General features: G+C 74.8%; 14 protein-coding genes and 1 pseudogene. 1 reads left to right on the top strand and 14 read right to left on the bottom strand.

The features are described 5' to 3' along the window. Positions 1–144: 144 nt before the first annotated feature. From rpe to HTZ77_RS07625, 9 genes and pseudogenes are all read right to left on the bottom strand, one after another. Positions 145–807, bottom strand: coding sequence for a ribulose-phosphate 3-epimerase (rpe, locus tag HTZ77_RS07585; protein ID WP_175588759.1), 663 nt, complete (start codon positions 805–807; stop codon positions 145–147). A 355-nt stretch (positions 808–1162) separates the two neighbouring features. Then, a pseudogene (locus HTZ77_RS45895) lies at positions 1163–2731 on the bottom strand (RsmB/NOP family class I SAM-dependent RNA methyltransferase); the annotation flags it as partial. Between the two features lie 551 nt (positions 2732–3282). Continuing rightward, complete coding sequence (locus HTZ77_RS07595; protein ID WP_175588761.1) at positions 3283–3492, bottom strand: hypothetical protein; 210 nt, start codon at positions 3490–3492, stop codon at positions 3283–3285. Positions 3493–3980: 488 nt separating this feature from the next. Beyond that, positions 3981–4916: a methionyl-tRNA formyltransferase gene (gene fmt / locus HTZ77_RS07600; RefSeq protein WP_175588762.1), complete on the bottom strand. Its 936-nt coding sequence runs from the start codon at positions 4914–4916 to the stop codon at positions 3981–3983. 4 nt (positions 4917–4920) lie between these two features. Next, positions 4921–5469 carry a peptide deformylase gene (gene def, locus HTZ77_RS07605; protein ID WP_175588763.1) on the bottom strand — a complete coding sequence of 183 codons (549 nt, stop codon included), beginning with the start codon at positions 5467–5469 and terminating at the stop codon, positions 4921–4923. A gap of 4 nt (positions 5470–5473) precedes the next feature. Further along, complete coding sequence (locus HTZ77_RS07610) at positions 5474–6832, bottom strand: hypothetical protein (RefSeq protein ID WP_175588764.1); 1359 nt, start codon at positions 6830–6832, stop codon at positions 5474–5476. 70 nt (positions 6833–6902) lie between these two features. Then, positions 6903–9059, bottom strand: coding sequence for a hypothetical protein (locus tag HTZ77_RS45900; RefSeq protein ID WP_175588629.1), 2157 nt, complete (start codon positions 9057–9059; stop codon positions 6903–6905). 49 nt (positions 9060–9108) lie between these two features. After that, complete coding sequence (locus HTZ77_RS07620) at positions 9109–11358, bottom strand: primosomal protein N' (protein WP_175588765.1); 2250 nt, start codon at positions 11356–11358, stop codon at positions 9109–9111. Between the two features lie 71 nt (positions 11359–11429). After that, positions 11430–12455: a LysR family transcriptional regulator gene (locus HTZ77_RS07625; RefSeq protein WP_235994444.1), complete on the bottom strand. Its 1026-nt coding sequence runs from the start codon at positions 12453–12455 to the stop codon at positions 11430–11432. A 103-nt stretch (positions 12456–12558) separates the two neighbouring features. Here HTZ77_RS07625 and HTZ77_RS07630 point away from each other — a divergent pair, with 103 nt between their 5' ends. After that, positions 12559–12942, top strand: a complete 384-nt coding sequence (locus tag HTZ77_RS07630; RefSeq protein WP_175588766.1) for a nuclear transport factor 2 family protein — start codon at positions 12559–12561, stop codon at positions 12940–12942. Positions 12943–13330: 388 nt separating this feature from the next. Here HTZ77_RS07630 and metK read toward each other — a convergent pair whose 3' ends face one another. The 5 genes from metK to gmk all read right to left on the bottom strand — a co-directional run bounded on the left by metK (position 13331) and on the right by gmk (position 17156). Continuing rightward, positions 13331–14518 carry a methionine adenosyltransferase gene (metK, locus tag HTZ77_RS07635; protein ID WP_175588767.1) on the bottom strand — a complete coding sequence of 396 codons (1188 nt, stop codon included), beginning with the start codon at positions 14516–14518 and terminating at the stop codon, positions 13331–13333. 126 nt (positions 14519–14644) lie between these two features. Continuing rightward, complete coding sequence (locus HTZ77_RS07640) at positions 14645–15013, bottom strand: hypothetical protein (protein ID WP_175588768.1); 369 nt, start codon at positions 15011–15013, stop codon at positions 14645–14647. A 96-nt stretch (positions 15014–15109) separates the two neighbouring features. Continuing rightward, on the bottom strand, positions 15110–16300 hold the full coding sequence (coaBC, locus tag HTZ77_RS07645; RefSeq protein ID WP_175588769.1) for a bifunctional phosphopantothenoylcysteine decarboxylase/phosphopantothenate--cysteine ligase CoaBC: 1191 nt from the start codon (positions 16298–16300) through the stop codon (positions 15110–15112). An 8-nt stretch (positions 16301–16308) separates the two neighbouring features. Next, positions 16309–16578 carry a DNA-directed RNA polymerase subunit omega gene (rpoZ, locus tag HTZ77_RS07650; RefSeq protein WP_175588770.1) on the bottom strand — a complete coding sequence of 90 codons (270 nt, stop codon included), beginning with the start codon at positions 16576–16578 and terminating at the stop codon, positions 16309–16311. A 5-nt stretch (positions 16579–16583) separates the two neighbouring features. After that, positions 16584–17156 (bottom strand): guanylate kinase, encoded by a 573-nt coding sequence (gmk, locus tag HTZ77_RS07655; protein WP_205302403.1) that lies wholly within the window; start codon positions 17154–17156, stop codon positions 16584–16586. Positions 17157–17182 lie beyond the last annotated feature (26 nt).

Consider the following 17182-nt stretch of genomic DNA (forward strand, 5'->3'; position numbering starts at 1 on the left):
TCGGACGCAATGGCGTAGGTCACATTGGCGGGTCACGAAGCCGTCGCGCCGCGAGCACCCGCACGTCAGCGCCCCACGATCACGACGGAAGGGGCGGCCGGCCCCACGCTGCTCGTGCTGGTCCCGGAAGCCCGGCTGCCCGGCTCAGCCGGTGACGGTCTCGGCCTGGGCGCGCAGGGCGTCCACGGCCGCGGAGGGGTCGCTGGCTCCGTACACGGCGCTGCCCGCGACGAAGACGTCCGCCCCCGCCTCGGCGACCCGCTCGATGGTCTCGGTCGTGACCCCGCCGTCCACCTGGATCCAGATCCGGCCGCCGTGCCGCTCGACGAGGGAGCGGGCGGTGCGGATCTTCGGCAGCACCATGTCGAGGAACCCCTGGCCGCCGAACCCCGGCTCGACCGTCATGAGCAGCAGCATGTCGATCTCGCCGAACAGCCCCTCGTACGGCTCGACGGCGGTGCCCGGGTTGAGGGCGAGCGCCGCCCGCGCGCCGAGGGAGCGGATCTGGCGCAGCGTGCGCACGGGCGCCTTGGCGGCCTCGGCGTGGATGGTGACGCTGCCCGCGCCCGCCTCGGCGTAGGCGGGCGCCCACCGGTCGGGGTCCTCGATCATGAGGTGGCAGTCGAGCGGCAGGGACGTGGCCTTGCGCAGCGACTCCACGACGGGCAGGCCGAGCGTGAGGTTGGGCACGAAGTGGTAGTCCATGACGTCGACGTGCAGCCAGTCGGCGTTGGGCACCGCCGCGGCCTCGTCGGCGAGCCGAGCGAAGTCGGCGGACAGGATGCTGGGCGAGATCTGTACGGCCATGATGTGCCGAGTCTATTGAACCCCGCCCCGGCGCGCGCCCCCGCCCTCTCAGCCCCGACGGAGCGCGCCCTCCTCCCCTTCCTCCTCGACAGCCGCGGACCGCGCTCCCCCGCCCTAGCCCTCTCCACGCCCCAGGACGCGCTCCATCCCCGCATCCCTCGCCGCCCACGCTCCGGGCCGCGCTCTCCCGCCCCTCTCGCGGCCCCTCCCCGGCGCCTCTCCCGTACGCCTCGGACCGAGTCTTCGCCTTGCGCGCCCTCCCGCCATTCACCTCTGAGGGTCACCTCTGAGGGCCGCACGCGGTGGCGGCGCGGCCCCCTTCATCCCCGGCCCCACCCGGTCGGCGACGGCGGTGTCAGGCGCGCTTGCGAAGCAGAGCCAGGAACATCGCGTCGGTGCCGTGCCGGTGCGGCCAGAACTGGGCGTGCGGGCCGTCGCCCAGGCCGTCGACCTCGGGCAGGTAGTCGCGGGCGTCGAGCTGCTCCACGTCGTCGCGGCGCGCGATCACGTCCCCGACCACGACCCGGGTCTCCGCGAGGTGCGGGGAGCAGGTGACGTACGCGACCACGCCGCCGGGACGGGTGGCGTCCAGGGCGGTGTTCAGCAGGGCGCGCTGGAGCCGTCCCAGCTCGGCGACACTCGCGGGGTCGCGCCGCCACCGCGCCTCGGGCCTGCGCCGCAGCGCGCCGAGACCGGTGCAGGGGGCGTCGAGCATGACGCGGTCGAACGCGCCGGGCCGCCAGGCGGGCCGCGTGCCGTCGGCGGTGACCACTCCGGCGTGCGCGGTGGTCTGCGCCACGAGCCGGGCCCGGTGCTGCTGCACGTCGGCGGCGAGCAACCGCGCCCCACCGGGGAACGCCACGGGCCGCTCGTCCTCGGCGCCTTCGCGGAACGGCACAGGCCGGCCGCCCTCAGCCGCCGCCTCGGAGCCGGATCCGCCGCCCTCGACCTCCTCGGGGCCCGCCACAGACTGACCGCCAGGCGCGGTGCCGTCGTTCGCGGTGCCGTCGTAACCCGTGTCGTCGTAACCCGTGTCGTCGTAACCCGTGTCGTCGTGACCGGTGTCGCCGTACACCGCCACGGCGTCCAGCAGGCCCGCCTTGCCGCCCGGACCGGCGCACATGTCCAGCCACAGTTCACCCTCGGAAGAGCCTGGCCGGGGAGAAGACGGCGGGCCGAGGGGGACGCGGGTCAGGGCGAGGGCCACGAGCTGGCTGGCCTCGTCCTGAACGGCCGCGCGGGTCTCGGCGACCGCCGCGATCTGCCCGGGGTCGCCCTCCGCCAGGTACGCCCCGTACGGCGAATAGCGGGTGGGCTCGGCGCCCGCGTCGAGCAGCTCCCGACGGGAAGAGCGTCCCGGCCGGGCCACCAGGGTGACCAGGGGACGGGCGTTGTCGGCGGCCAGGAGTTCGGCGGTCTCCTCGATGCCGCTGCCGAGCGCGTCGCGGAAGGCGCTGACCACCCAGCGCGGGTGGCTGTGGACCACCGCGAGGTGCCCGGACGGGTCGTCGGCGAGGTCGGGCGCCACGATGGGCAGCCACTCGTCGAGCGTGCGAGAGGCGATCTTGCGCAGCACCGCGTTGACGAACTTGGCCGCGCCCGGTCCGATGCGCTGCCGTACCAGGTCGACCGTGGTGCCCACGGCGGCGTGCGGCGGGACGCGCATGCGGAGGAGCTGGTGCGCGCCGAGCCGCAGGGCGTCGCGCACGGCGGGGTCGGGCGCGCGGTCGCTGCAGATCGCGATGATCGCGTCGTACGTGCCGAGGCCGCGCAGGGTGCCGTAGGCCAGCTCGGTGACCAGGGCGGCGTCGCGGCCCTTCAGTCCGCGGTCGCGCAGGAGGCGCGGGGTGAGGAGGTTGGCGTAGGCGTCGCGCTCGTCGACGGCGCGCATGACGTCGAACGCGGCGTTGCGCGCGGGGTCACGCTGCGCCCGCCCGGCGCCACCACGACCACGCCCGCCGCCACCCGGCCCGCTTCCCGCATCGCCCCGGCCACCCCGCTGCCCGACCTGACCCCCCTGCTGACCGGAAGAACGACCCGGTCCACCGGCCTGACCACGCTGCTGACCGGACGGACCACCCGGTCCACCCGCCTGACCACGCTGCTGACCGGACGGACCACCCGGTCCACCCGCCTGACCACGCTGCTGACCGGACGGACCACCCGGTCCACCCGACGGACGAGCCTGCTGACCGGACGCACCTCGGGACTGCCCGGATGAGCCGCTCCGCTGGCCAGGCTGATCACCCTGACGGCCGGACACATCGTCCCGCTCGCTCGGCCCGCCATTCCGGCGACGGACTCCCCGGTTCCCGGCCGACGCCTCACGGCTCGGTCCTCGATCCGCCTCCGCCGCGCGACCCGCATCGCGACCGGCTCCACGACCCTGGTCACGCCACGAACTCCGACCAGCGTCACGACCTGACTCATGACCGGAGTCGCGCCCCGAACCGCGCCCGGTGCCCGATCCAGCTCTCATGCCAGGCCCCCGACCCGCGTCACGACCCGCACCCGACCCGCGACCGGCCTCAGGGCCCGCACCGCGCCCGGAACCGCCCACGCGACCCGCACCGGCCCCACGACCTGCACCGGCTCCTCGGCCCCCACCAGCCCCACGGCCCGTGCCGGCTCCTCGGTCCATGCCAGCTCCTCGGCCCGCACCAGCCTCGCGACCCGTGCCCGCACCGGCCCCGCGGTCCGTGCCGGCTCCTCGCCCCGCACCAGCCTCGCGCCCCGCGCCGGAGCCGCGGCCCGCGTTGAAGCCGCGCCCCGCGTCCCGACCGGAACCGCGGCTGTCTTCGCGCCCCGTGTCCCGGCCCGCTCCACCGCTGCCTTCGCGGCCGGTGCCGCGATCCTCGGGCCCACGGCCCCCGCTGGTGCTCATCCCCTCCGGCTTTCCCTCATCTGTGCCGATCGCACGTACGCCCACCGGCTTGTCCGCCGCCCGTACGCCCACCGCGTGTCCGCCGCCCGTACGCCGTCCGGACCCCTGTCCGCCGCCCGTACGCCCGCAGGACACCTACCCACTGCCCATACGCCCGCCGGACACATGTCGGCCAACGCTACGCCCACCACCGTCATCCCCGCGCACCGGTCACCACTGAGGGACCGACGCGCGCGGCGAGCCCAGCGCTCCGATGGGCGGCGGCTTCGATCTCAGCGGCCCGCCCCGGTCACGCGGACGCGAACCGGTCGCCGCTCTCCACACGTGCCCCCCGCGCCCACTCGCCCGCGCTCATGACCCGCTTGCCCTGCGGCTGCACCTCGCCCAGCTCGACCGGGTGGGTGGCGGTGCCGACGAGCACGGAATGCTTGCCCGCGGCGATGGCGCCCGGGGCGAGGCTCTCGGCGGACGGCGCCGGCGTGACACGGCCGACCTTGAGCCGCTGGCCACGGAACGTGGTCCACGCCCCCGGGTTGGGGGTGCCGGCCCGGACGAGCCGGTCGACCCGCATGGCGGGCGCCGTCCAGTCGATCTCGGCGTCGACGACGTTGATCTTGGGGGCGATGCTCACCCCGTCGGACGGCTGCGGGCGCGCCTCCAGGGTGCCGTCCTCGACGCCGTCGAGCGTGGCCGCGAGCAGCCCGGCCCCCGACTGGGCGAGCCGGTCGAGGAGGGCGCCGCTGGTGTCGTCGGGCCGCACCTCCTCGGTGACCACGCCGTAGACGGGTCCGGCGTCCAGCTCCTTGACGATCTGGAACGTCGAGGCGCCGGTGATCTCGTCGCCGTGCAGGATGGCGTGCTGCACCGGGGCGGCTCCGCGCCAGGCGGGCAGGATCGAGAAGTGCAGGTTGATCCAGCCGTGGCGGGGCACGTCGAGCGCGGACTGGGGCAGCAGCGCGCCGTAGGCGACCACGGGGCAGCAGTCGGGCTCCAGCTCGGCCAGCCGCTTCAGGAACTCGGGGTCGCCGGCCTTGGCGGGGCGCAGCACCGGGATGCCCGCCTCCTCTGCCAGCTCTGCGACCGGCGACGGATGAACCTTGCGGCCCCGGCCCGACTGGGCGTCGGGGCGGGTGACGACGGCCACCACGTCGTGCCGCGGCGAGTCGATCAGCGCGCGGAGCGACGGCAGCGCCGTGTCGGGCGTGCCCGCGAAGACCAGGCGCATCGGCTCACAGCGCCTTTCCGCCGGTGGCGTGCGGGGAGAACTTGACCGTCGGCGCGGACAGGCCGCTCCACTCGGCCTCGCGGATGGCCTTCATGGCGAGCTTGCGCTGCTTGGGGTCCATGCGGTCGATGAACAGGATGCCGTCGAGGTGGTCGGTCTCGTGCTGGAAGCAGCGCGCCATCAGGTCGGTGCCTTCGAGGACGACCGGCTCGCCGTGCATGTCGAAGCCCTTGGCCACGGCGCGGACGGCGCGCGGCGTCGGGTAGCTCAGCCCCGGGAAGGACAGGCAGCCCTCCTCGCCCTCCTCGTCCAGCTCGGAGGACAGGTCGAGGTCGGGGTTGATCAGGTGGCCGAGCTGGTCGTCCACGTAGTACGTGAACACGCGCAGCCCGACGCCGATCTGCGGGGCGGCCAGGCCCGCGCCCGGCGCGTCCATCATCGTGTCGGTCAGGTCCTTGACCAGCTTGCGGAGCTCCTTGTCGAAGTCGACGACCGGGGCCGCCGGGGTGCGCAGCACCGGGTCTCCGAACAGCCGGATCGACTGGATCGCCAAGGGGTCACTCCGTTTCGCTTGGATGGGGTGAACCCAGTTTAGTGTGCTCGACGGATCGCGCCTTCATCGCCGCTTTGCGCGCCGCCTTGACGACCGCCGGGTCGTCGTGGGCGGAGGCGAGCATGTCGAGGACGGCGACCGTGTCGGGGTGGCCGACGGCGGGCATCTCGCCGACCAGCCGGATCAGGTCCTCGCCGGGCTCGGGCGGGTCGAGCCGCCCGGCGGCGTGGCCGGACAGGTGCATGAGGGCCGCGAGGGAGTCGACCGCGATCCAGGTGTGGTCGTCGGCGCTGAGCGCCGGGGCGTCGAGGTCGCGGATGTGCAGCCAGGACGCGGCGTAGCGGCGCACCAGCGGCAGCTCCAGGGCCTCGCGCAGGGGCTTCTCGGCCTCGGGCCCGAGCTCCTCCAGGATCGCGCCGACGGCGCCGCGCTGCCCGGCCGTGCCCTCGGCGGCGATCTCGACGAGCTCGCGGGCGGCCTCCTCGGGCGGGCGCCGCTCCAGCCAGCCCGCCACGGCGCTCTGCGTGGCCGTGCCCTTGACCAGCGCCTCCACCAGCTCCGCGGCGGACAGGTCGGCGAACACCTCCACCTCGGCGGCCGTCGGCGCGTCGTGGCCCTCGCGCAGCAGGTCGCGGCGGATCGCCCACACCCCCAGGGGGGTGAGCGCCGTACGGCCGGCGTCGGTCTGCTCGACCAGGCCGCAGTACGCGAGCAGGGACAGCGCCTCCAGCAGCTCGGCGGGCAGCGAGGCGGCCAGCCGGCGCAGCTGCACCGTGCCGGGCTCGCAGGCGACCTCGTGGGACTGCAGGATGCCGCGGGCGAGGTTGGCGACGGCCACGCCGGAGCGCACGGAGTAGACGGTGGCCAGCATCTCGGCGAGGTGCTCGTCGACCACGGCCGAGCCGGTCAGTCCCTCGTCGGCGCGGTCGAGGACGTCCATGACCACGCCGTCCCAGAACTCCAGCGTCGCCTCGACGGTCAGCATCTCGGGCAGCGGGCCGCGCAGGGCCTGGCCGCGGACGATCTGCAGCAGGCCGGTGTTGACGGCGACGATCCAGAGGAGGCGCAGCCGCGCCGCGTCGACGCCGAGGGTCTCGGCAGCGGCGGCGGCGTCGGCCGCGGGGAGCAGCCCTTCGGGGGTGACGGGACGGGTGCCGGTCCACGCGGTGAGGCGGATGGCGTCGGCCACGAGCGGCACGGCGGGCACCAGACGGGCGAGCTGGGCGTCGGGCACGAGCGTCACGGGCGGGAACGTCAGGGCCTCGTGCTCCTCGGCCGCCTCCTGCGGCGGCCGCGGCGGCACGGCGGGCTGCTCATCGATCAGCTTGCGCAGCTCGGCGAGGTCGAAGACATTGTTGGCCACCCACGAAACTTACTGCACAGGAGTCACAGGGACGTACTCATCGCGGATCCCGGCCGGGTTCGCCGGAGTTCTACCTGATGGCCCGGGAACGGGCCTTGAAGGCGGCCTTGCGGGCCGCCTTGGCGACCGTTCCGTCGGGGATGGAGCGGCCTAGAAGTTCCAGCACGTCCACCACGTCGGGGTGGTCGACCCGCCACATCTCCTCGATGAGGTGGGCGGGCGGGCCGGAGGCGGCCATGTTCTCGGCGAAGACGTCGGGGTCCTCCTGGGCCGCAGGCATGGCCAGCGCCAGCATGTCGACGCTGACCCAGAGCAGTTCGTCCTGGGTGAGCGCGGGCGTCGGCAGGCCGCGGGAGGCGAGCCAGTGGATGGCGTGCGGGCGCAGCTCGGCGTCGTCGAGGCAGGCGCGCACCTCGGGCTCGGCCTCGGCGCCGAGGCGGTCGACGATGGTGACGGCGATGCCGCGGGCCACGGCGGGCGCGCCGGACGCGGCCGCGAGGAGCTGGGCCGCGGCCTCGCCGGGGGTGCGGCGGCTGAGCCAGCGGGCGATGTCGTCCTCGGCCATCTCGGTGGGCACGCCGTCGAGCAGGCCCTCGACGAGGCCGGTGGCGTCGGACTCGGCCAGGTCGGGCGCCAGGGGGGCGTCGATGCCGAGCGCCAGGTAGTGCTCGCGCAGCGCCCACACGGCGAGCGGCGTCAGCCCGGCCGAGCCGCCGCTCCACCGGGTCGCGCCGCCTGGCCCACCGGCACGGCCCTGGCCGCCGGCGGGCCGCCTCCCGGCCGCGGCCTCTCCTTCGAAACCGGCCGCTTCGGAGCCGGCCGCTTCCCGCCCGCCCGATCCGGACGCTTCCCGTCCCCTTGATCCGCGCGCTTCCGATCCGCCCGATGCGGGTCCTTCCGGTCCACCCGATGCGGGTGCTTCCGGTCCGCTTGATCCGGCCGCTTCCCCGCCGAATCCGCGCGCTTTCCGCCCGAACGCGGGCGCTTGCCCGCCGGCTCCTGGCGTTTCCCCGCCGAACTCGGCCGGCCGTGCGCCGCCCTCGGCCGGTTGCCCGGCCGGTCCGGCCAGTTGCCCGCCGGTCCTGCCCGGGCGGCCGGGGCCGCGGTGGGCGGACGTCCCACGCTGGATGCCGACGACCCGCCGGCCTCCGGCCGCGTGCGGGGCGTCGGGCCCGGAGGGAACGGCGACGCCGATGCGGCCCGCGACGGGCGCCATCGGACGGCCTCCCGGAGCTGCGCCCGTACCGGACGGCGGAGTGGCGGCGGCGCCGCCCGCCCGCAGCCCTCGGGGCGGGAGCGTCCCGGGCGGGCCGGGCACCATCTCGATCAGCCCGCACCACGCCAGCCGGTCGAGGGTCGCCGGCACGTCCACGTCGCCGTCGTCCACGACCTCCTGGAGGTAGTCGCCGATGACGGCGACCGGCACCCGGGTGCGCAGCCGGTAGAGCATGTCGAACAGGTCGTAGAGCTCCTCGTCCAGCTCCGCGCTGCCGGTGACCGCGCCGCGCGTGTCCTGGTCCACGAGGTAGGCCACCGCGGCCGCCCACAGCCGCATCGCCCCGTCCCCGGTCTCGGCCCCGGAGCGGCCCGCGTCGTAGTACGTGTCGAGGTGCTGTCGCAGGCCGGCCGCGAGGTGCCGGTACGGCTCCTCCGGCGCGTCCTCGCGCAGCGCCGTCCAGAGCGGCACGCGCGCCAGCGCCTCCAGCAGCTCGCCGGGCGCGGCGAGCCGGACGCCGGGCAGCGGCGAGCACCCCGGGCAGTCGCACGGCGCCTCCCCCAGATCGGGCAGCTCGCCGGACGGGATCGCGATCGACTGCTCCAGAGACTCGGGCCCGATGGAGCTGAACAGGCTCTTGGCCATGCCGAAGTTGGACTCGTCGGCCAGCGCCTCGGACATGCGGGGGGCGATGTCGTCGATGCGCTCGCGCATGGCTCCGGCGGTGGCCGCGTCCACCTCGCCGTTGTCCTGGAGGTAGTCGACCAGGGTGCGGGCGGCGGCCACGGTCTGCGGCGCGCTCTCGGGCGGGGTGATCACCTTGCGGGGATAGATGGACAGCAGCAGCTCGTCCAAGGTCGCGGCGGTGAAATCGCCCGGCTCGTTGACGTCGAGGTAGTCGCTGGCGTAGTCGCAGAGCAGGCGGACCTCGTCCGCGTCCACCTCGACTCCCCGCGCCCGTCCCCAAGCACGCAGGTCGTCGATGGCCTGGTTCACCCATTCGATCGACACAAAGGCACGCTAACGGCTGACTTACGGATGAGCGAATCGGGGAAACGGCCTAAATCAGGTCGAGCGGGTCGACACTCACCCTCACGACATCCGGTGCCTTACGCGCCGCGCGTACTCCGCTGGCCCCTTTGAGCGCCGCTGCCAGCACCGCTCCCCCCGGGCGTGGCACGCGGATCATGGCGCGCTCCTGACCGGCCTCGTCGATCGGCACCGGGCCGAGCACCTGCGCCTCCGCGGGCAGCCGTACCTCGTCGAGCATCTGCCGCACCGCGGCGGAGGCGCCCGTGAGCGTCGCCATCCGCACCGCGGGCGGGAACCCCAGCTCGGCGCGGTCGGCCAGCTCGCGCTCGGCGTGCGTGATCGGATCCCACCGCAGCAGCGCCTGGACGGCCGGCAGCCCCGCGTCGGCCAGCACCACCAGCTCGGCGGCGGGACGGAGCAGGGCGGCGGCGTTCATCCAGCGGCGCAGCGCCTCCTCCGAGGCCCGCAGGTCGGCCCGGCCGAGCAGCGACCACGCGTCGAGCAGCACGGCGGCGGCGTACCCGCCCTCGGCGACCGGCTCCGCGCCGGGGGTGGCGACGACGAGCGCCCGCGCGGCGGGCACGGAGGCCAGCACGCCGTCACGGCCGGACGTGCGCACCGGCGTCGAGGGGAAGGCGCGGCCCAGCTCCTCGGCCGTGCGCCGGGCCCCGACGACCACGGCCCGCAGCCGCGCCCCGCCGCAGTGAGGACACCTCCAGCCGGGGTCCACGCGCCCGCACCAGCGGCAGAACGGGGCCGCGTGGCCGGCGCGCAGGGCGAGGGGGCCGTGACAGAGCTGCGCCTCGCCGGAGACGCCGAGCTGGGCGGGACGGTCGGCGAGGCGGGTGGGGGGCATGGCGCAGCGGGCCGGCGCGCGGCACTGCTGGCACGCCACGGCGGGCAGGTAGCCACGCCGCGGCACCTGCACCAGCACCGGCCCCTCCTCCAGTCCCTGGCGCAGCGCCCGCCACGCCAGGCTGGGCAGCCGCGCCGCCCGTGCCGCCTGGTCCTTCGCCAGCTCGGCGTCCTCACCTGCCGGGCGTACGCGGGGCGCGAGGCTCCGCACGGTCTGGCGGGCGGCCACGATCGGCCGCGCCCAGCGGGCGGCGATGAGCTGGGTGGCCTCGGCGGTGCGGGTGTGGCCGCCGATGAGCATGGCCGCGCCCGAGCGGTGGGCGCGCAGCGCCAGCACCTCGCGGGCGTGCGGGTACGGGGCGAGCCGTTCGGCGTGCAGGTCGTCGCCGTCGTCCCAGACGGCCACCAGCCCGAGGTCGGCCACGGGGGCGAACATGGCGGCCCGCGTGCCCACCACCGCCCGCGCCTGGCCGCGGAGGAGGCGCAGCCAGCGGCGGTAGCGCTCGGCGGGACCGAGGTCGGCGGTGAGCGCGACGTGGTCGCCGGGGTTCAGCGCCGCGGACAGGGCGGCGTCGGCCAGGGCCACGTCGCGGCCGTCGGGGACGACGACGACGGCGCCCCGGCCGCCGTCGAGGGTGGCCCGCACGGCCTGGGCGATCTCCGGCGCCCACCCTCGGGCGCCGGGCAGGGCCTGCCAGACGGCGCGGGGCGCCCTGCCGTCCCGCAGTGCGGCCAGGAAGGACGCGCCTGCCGGGTACGAGTCCCAGGGGCCCGCCTCGCCCGCCTCCGCCTCGGGAACGCCTGAGGAGGCGGGGGCCGGTGCCTCAGAGCCGCCCGAGGAGATGCCGGCAGGCGCCTCGGGGACGGCCGGTGAGACGGCAGCCGGCGCCTCGGAGGTGCCTGAGAGGGCCGGAGCGGGGGTCCCGGAGGTGCCTGAGGAAGCCGGAGCGGGGGCCTCGGAGGCGCCTGACGTGGCGGGGGCGGGGGCCGGGGTCTCCGCCTCGGCCTTGGCGTGGCGCGGCGGGACGGCCAGGCGCAGGACGTCGGCCAGGGTGCCCGCGTACCGGTCGGCGACCGCCCTGGCCAGGCCCGCGATCTCCGGCGTCAGCACCCGTTCGGCGGAGACCACGCGCTCCAGGGCGGTGAGCGCCCCGACGTGCTCGCTCTGACCGGCCCGTTCGAGAAGGAACCCGTCGACCAGCTTGCCGGCGAACCGCACCCGCACCCGCACCCCGGGCTGCGCGCTCTCGTGCATCGAGGCGGGCACCAGGTAGTCGAAGGGCCGGTCGAGGTGGGGCAGCGGGTTGTCCACCGCCACCCTGGCCACCGGCAGGGCGGGGGCGGGAACCGGCGCCCCCTTGGACGGCACCACCGCGGGCCGCACGGCGTCGAGCGGCAGCAGGGCGTCGTCTGAGTCGGTCACGGACTACGTCTACCAGAACCCCGCCACCTGCAAGACCACGCCAGGTCTTCCCCGTCCGGCCGCGGGCGCTCTCAGCCCTGGCGCGCGGACGCCTCGGCCAGGCGCACGGGCGGCCCGGCCACCCCCGGAGGCGGATCCACCACACGCGGGGGTGGCCCGGCCGCGTGTGAGGGCGGCTCGTGGTGGCTCGCGACCTCGATCGCGGTGCGGACGAATCGGGCGATCACCGGCGAGCGGCTCCCCGACGGCCAGGCGATCGCGAGCGTGTACGGGCCGGCGTCGCGGACCGGCCGGTACGCGATGTCGTCCCGGCGGTTCCGCTCGGCGAGCGACGCCGGGACGAGCGCCACGGCCTGACCGAGCGCCACCGCCTCCAGGAGCTGCGAGCTGTCCCTGACGACCGGCCCCGGCTGGGCCGCCGCCTCCTCCCGCGCGTCCCGGCCCCACCAGTAGTCGTCGGCGTGCGGCGGCAGGACGGGGCAGTGCGGGAACGGCAGGCCCGCCAGGTCCCGGCACGACAGGACGGACCGGGCGGCCAGCGCGTGACCGGCCGGGAGCGCCGCCACCCGGGGCTCGGTCGTCAGCGGCTCCAGGTCCAGCCCGTGATCGTCCTCCCCCGTCCCCAGGAGCGCCACGTCGGCGCGCCCGTCGCGCACCATCCCGCCCTGCTCGCCGTACCCGCTGACCAGGATCTCGACCCGGCCCGCGTCCGGCTGCGCCGCGTACGCCCGCGTCATGCGCCGCAGCAGGTCCGTGGCCACGCCCGGCTTGGCCGTCACCACCACGGCGGGCGTGGCCCGCGCGGCGCGGCGCGTGCGGTGGGCCGCCGCCGACACCGCGTCGAGCACCCGTACGGCCTCCTCCAGCAGCACCAGCCCGGCGGCCGTCGGCGTCACCTGGCGGGTGGACCGGTCGAGCAGGCGCGCGCCCAGCCGCCGTTCGAGCTGCCGGACGGCGCGGGACAGCGGCGGCTGGGCGATGCCGAGGCGCTCGGCGGCGCGGGTGAAGTTCCGTTCCTCGGCGACGGCCCGGAAGTACCGGAGATCCCTGACGTCCAGCGCGCCGTCCAGGCCGTCCGTCCCGCCCATCCCATCCATACCGTCAGGGTATGGCGTGAGACCGGACTGATCCTTCCGGGCGGGACGTCGGGCTGTTGAAGTGAACGCCGTCAGATCCCCTCCTTCGGAAGCGACCCGACTCATGACCGATCTTGAGCAGAACAAGCAGCTCGTGCTGTCATTCCTCGACCTCGCCTTCAACGGCAGGCAGCCCCACGAGGCGTTCTCCCGCCATGTCCACCCCGACTACGTCCAGCACAACCCGCACGCCCCCGACGGCGCCGAGGCGTCGGCGGACTTCCTCGCCGGCTTCGTGGGCGGCTTCCCGGACCTCAGCCTCGACATCAGGCGGGTCGTCGCCGAGGGCGACCTGGTCGTCACCCACGCCCTGATGCGGCTGACGCCCGACGACCGGGGCACGGCGATCGCCGACGTCGTACGGATCCGCGACGGCCGCATCGCCGAGCACTGGGACGTCGCCCAGGAGCTTCCCGAGGCGACGGCGAGCGGCAACCCCATGGTCTGACGCGCCGCGACACCCCCGCCGGGGCTCGGTGGGCCGACCCGCCGCGTCCCCACCCGGGCTCGCGTCCACGGCGCACGTGCCGGCGCCGCCGTGCACGAGCCGCGTTCCTGTCCGCCTACGCGTTCCTGTCCGCCTGGGGGACGAGCACGGCCGACGGCGGCGGCACGTGGACCGTGCGCGGGTCGAGGCACGCGTGTGCCGCCTTCGGGGCGTGAGCCGGACGTCCTCGGGCGCTCCTCCGGTCAGGAGAGCCGTGGTGGAGGCCGGCACGTTCCCCCCGGAGACCGCGCCACTCCCCCGAAGGCCCAGTCCCCCGAAGGCCCCGGACACGCGGATGCCGCGTCCCGCCGAAGCGGGACGCGGCATCCGTCGCGGAAGATCCGGCGGCTCAGAGACCCGCGGCGGCGCGCAGAGCCTCGGCGCGGTCCGTGGACTCCCAGGAGAAGCCCTCGCGGCCGAAGTGACCGTAGGCGGCCGTCTCCGAGTAGATCGGGCGCAGCAGGTCGAGGTCGCGGATGATCGCGGCCGGGCGGAGGTCGAAGACCTGGAGGACGGCCTCCTGGATCTTCTCCACCGCGAGCTTCTCGGTGCCGAAGCACTCGACGAACAGGCCGACCGGCTGGGCCTTGCCGATGGCGTAGGCGACCTGGACCTCGCAGCGGTCGGCCAGGCCGGCGGCCACGACGTTCTTGGCGACCCAGCGCATCGCGTAGGCGGCGGAGCGGTCGACCTTGGACGGGTCCTTGCCGGAGAAGGCGCCGCCACCGTGGCGGGCCATGCCGCCGTAGGTGTCGATGATGATCTTGCGGCCGGTGAGGCCGGCGTCGCCCATCGGGCCGCCGATCTCGAAACGGCCGGTCGGGTTGACCAGCAGGCGGTAACCCTCGGTGTCGATGTCGAGGCCCGCGAGCACGGGGTCGACCACGTGCTCCTTGATGTCGGGCGTCAGCATCTCCTTGAGGTCGATCTCGGCCGCGTGCTGCGTGGAGACCACCACGGTGTCGAGGCGGACCGGCTGGTCGCCGTCGTACTCGATGGTGACCTGGGTCTTGCCGTCGGGACGCAGGTAGGGCACGGTGCCGGACTTGCGCACGTCGGCCAGGCGCTTGGCGAGCCGGTGGGCCAGCGTGATCGGCAGCGGCATCAGCTCGGGGGTCTCGCGGCAGGCGTAGCCGAACATGAGGCCCTGGTCGCCCGCGCCCTGCCGGTCGAGCTCGTCGCCGCCGACGCCGACGCGGTGCTCGTAGGCGTCGTCGACGCCCTGGGCGATGTCGGGCGACTGCGCGCCGATGGACACCGAAACGCCGCACGAGGCGCCGTCGAAGCCCTTGTGGGAGGCGTCGTAACCGATCTCCAGGATCTTCTCGCGGATGACGCCCGGGATGTCGACGTAGGTCTCGGTCGTCACCTCGCCCGCGACGTGGACCTGGCCGGTGGTGATCAACGTCTCGACGGCGACCCGGCTCTTGGGGTCGTCCTTGAGCATGGTGTCGAGAATCGCGTCACTGATCTGGTCAGCGATCTTGTCCGGGTGGCCCTCGGTGACCGACTCCGAGGTGAACAGGCGGCGTGACAACTCAGTGGCTCCTCATGCAGCGGCTGCTGACGGATGTGCGGCTCCGGCTGCTGTACGGGCCAGGGCCTCGCGAAAGTCTAGCCCTACCCGCACTCCGGTCGCGAAACCGCCACGCGAACAGGGACTTCACAGATCGGGCAATGGATCGGGGGGAAGGGTCTCAGGGGCGAAGATCTCGGCGTCGGCCGCGGCCACGACCGCCGCGTACTCCTCGTCCACCTCGAACGCCATGGACCCGAGCTCGATCACGGGGCGTGGCGCCTGCATGATCGGCCCGAGCCGGGTGTGGCGCGGGAAGGCGGCGTGGACGGAGACGGGACGGTCGGTCCTGAGCATGCGGGTGGCGAGCACCGAGATGGCCTTGTCCGTGACGACGATGAGGAAGTTGGCGGCTCCGGGTGGGCCGATGGACAGCGCGGGGAAGACGTAGAGGATCTGCTCCTGCTGGCCGAGCAGCGTCCTGCAGCGATCCCTGACAGCGGAACTCACCGGCATCGGGTCCCCCTTCCTGCCAAGTATCCGCAGCCAGAAGGGGTGCTGCAACAGCCGATCCGGTAATCGACCGGTCCGGAAGCGGGGCTCCAGCGGGGCTCAGGCGAGACGGGAGGCGACGACGTCCCAGACGGCGTCGGCGACGTCCTCCTTGGGGCCGCGCGGCACCTCGACGGGCTCTCCCCCGGCGACGAGCACGACGGCGGCGTTGTCGGGGGTGCCGAAGGCGAGGCCCGGGCCGACCTGGTTGACGACGAGCAGGTCGCAGCCCTTGCGGGCGAGCTTGGCCTGGCCGTTGGCGAGCACGTCGTCGGTCTCGGCCGCGAACCCGACGATCACCTCCGGACCCAGGGCGGTGCGGCGCAGCTCGCCCAGCTCCGCCAGGACGTCGGGGTTCTTGACCAGGGCGATGGCCTCCGGCTCCCCGTCCGTCTTCTTGATCTTGGAGTCGTGCCGGACGGCGGGCCGGAAGTCGGCGACGGCCGCGGCCATGACCACCACGTCGGCGGCGGGTGCCGCGGCGAGCACGGCGTCGCGCAGCTCGGCCGTGGACTCGACGCGCACGACCGTGGCGCCGGCCGGGTCGGGCAGGGCGACGTTGGCGGCGACCACGGTCACCTCGGCGCCCCTGGCCGCGGCCGTGCGGGCCAGGGCGTAGCCCTGCAGGCCGGAGGAGCGGTTGCCGATGTAGCGGACCGGGTCGATGGGCTCGCGGGTGCCGCCGGCGGAGATCACCACCTTGCGTCCCGCCAGGTCGCGGGGGCGGCCGCGCAGCACGCGCAGGCACACCTGGAAGATCTCGGCCGGGTCGGGCAGGCGGCCGGGCCCGGTGTCGGCGCCGGTGAGCCGGCCCACGGCCGGGTCGATCACGATCGAGCCCCGCTCGCGCAGCGTCTCGACGTTGGCGCGGGTCGCGGGGTGCTGCCACATCTCGGTGTGCATCGCGGGAGCGAACACCACGGGACACCGGGCGGTCAGCAGGGTGTTGGTGAGCAGGTCGCCGGCCAGCCCGTGGGCGGCCCTGGCGAGCACGTCGGCGGTCGCGGGCGCGACGACGACGAGGTCGGCCCCCTGGCCGATGCGGACGTGAGGCACCTCGTGGACGTCGTCCCACACCTCGGACGACACGGGATGGCCGGACAGGGCGGCCCAGGTGGGCTCGCCCACGAACCGCAGCGCCTCACGGGTCGGCACGACCCGCACCTCGTGCCCCGACTCGGTGAAGAGCCGCAGGAGCTCACACGCCTTGTAGGCGGCGATGCCGCCGCTGACGCCGAGGACGACCTTCATCGAAGGGGTCAGACCGCGCCTTCGATGGGCTCGGCGTTGAGCAGGCCCTCGGAGACCTCGCGCAGCGCGATGGACAGCGGCTTCTCCTGGGCGTGCGTCTCGACCAGCGGGCCGACGTACTCGAGCAGGCCCTCGCCGAGCTGGGAGTAGTAGGCGTTGATCTGGCGAGCGCGCTTGGCGCCCATGATGACCAGGGAGTACTTGCTGTCGACGATGTCGAGCAGCGCGTCGATCGGAGGGTTGGTGATGCCCTCGGCGACCGGGGCCGTGCTTGCCACGATGGTCAGACCTCTCGGTTGGTGGTTGTCGTGACCCCCAGAGGGTCGGTCATCAAGGCTATCAGCCGATGACACACGTCTTCGACATCCGTGTTGACCAGGGTGAGGTCGAATTCCTTCTCGGCCGCCATCTCGATCCGGCCGGCCTCCAGGCGGCGGGCGATGACGTCCTCGGGCTCGGTGCCGCGGCCGCGCAGCCGCTTCTCGAGCTCCTCCCAGCTGGGCGGGGCGAGGAAGACGAGCAGCGCGTCGGGCATGGTCCGGCGGACCTGCCTGGCGCCCTCCAGGTCGATCTCCAGCAGGGTGGGGACGCCCGCGGCGAGCTTGTCGAGCACGGCCGCGCGCGGCGTGCCGTAGCGGTTGCCGGCGAACTCGGCCCACTCCAGCAGCTCCCCCGCCTCGACGAGCCGGTCGAACTCGGCACCGTCGACGAAGAAGTAGTGCAGCCCGTTGACCTCGCCGGGCCGGGGCCTGCGGGTGGTCACCGAGACCGACAGCCACACCTCGGGGTGTGCCCGCCGGATCTCGGCGACGACCGTGGACTTGCCGACGCCCGACGGTCCCGAGAGAACCGTCAGACGCCTTTCACCGGAGGGGAGGAAGT

This window comes from Nonomuraea montanisoli (assembly GCF_013363975.1).
Lineage (GTDB): Bacteria > Actinomycetota > Actinomycetes > Streptosporangiales > Streptosporangiaceae > Nonomuraea > Nonomuraea montanisoli.

What these genes read in the sequence shown, in the direction of transcription:
- rpe (WP_175588759.1), bottom strand. Translation starts at nt 807, where the DNA reads ATGGCCGTACAGATCTCGCCCAGCATCCTGTCCGCCGACTTCGCTCGG.
- fmt (WP_175588762.1), bottom strand. Translation starts at nt 4,916, where the DNA reads ATGCGCCTGGTCTTCGCGGGCACGCCCGACACGGCGCTGCCGTCGCTC.
- HTZ77_RS07625 (WP_235994444.1), bottom strand. Translation starts at nt 12,455, where the DNA reads ATGGATGGGATGGGCGGGACGGACGGCCTGGACGGCGCGCTGGACGTC.
- HTZ77_RS07630 (WP_175588766.1), top strand. Translation starts at nt 12,559, where the DNA reads ATGACCGATCTTGAGCAGAACAAGCAGCTCGTGCTGTCATTCCTCGAC.
- HTZ77_RS07640 (WP_175588768.1), bottom strand. Translation starts at nt 15,013, where the DNA reads ATGCCGGTGAGTTCCGCTGTCAGGGATCGCTGCAGGACGCTGCTCGGC.
- coaBC (WP_175588769.1), bottom strand. Translation starts at nt 16,300, where the DNA reads ATGAAGGTCGTCCTCGGCGTCAGCGGCGGCATCGCCGCCTACAAGGCG.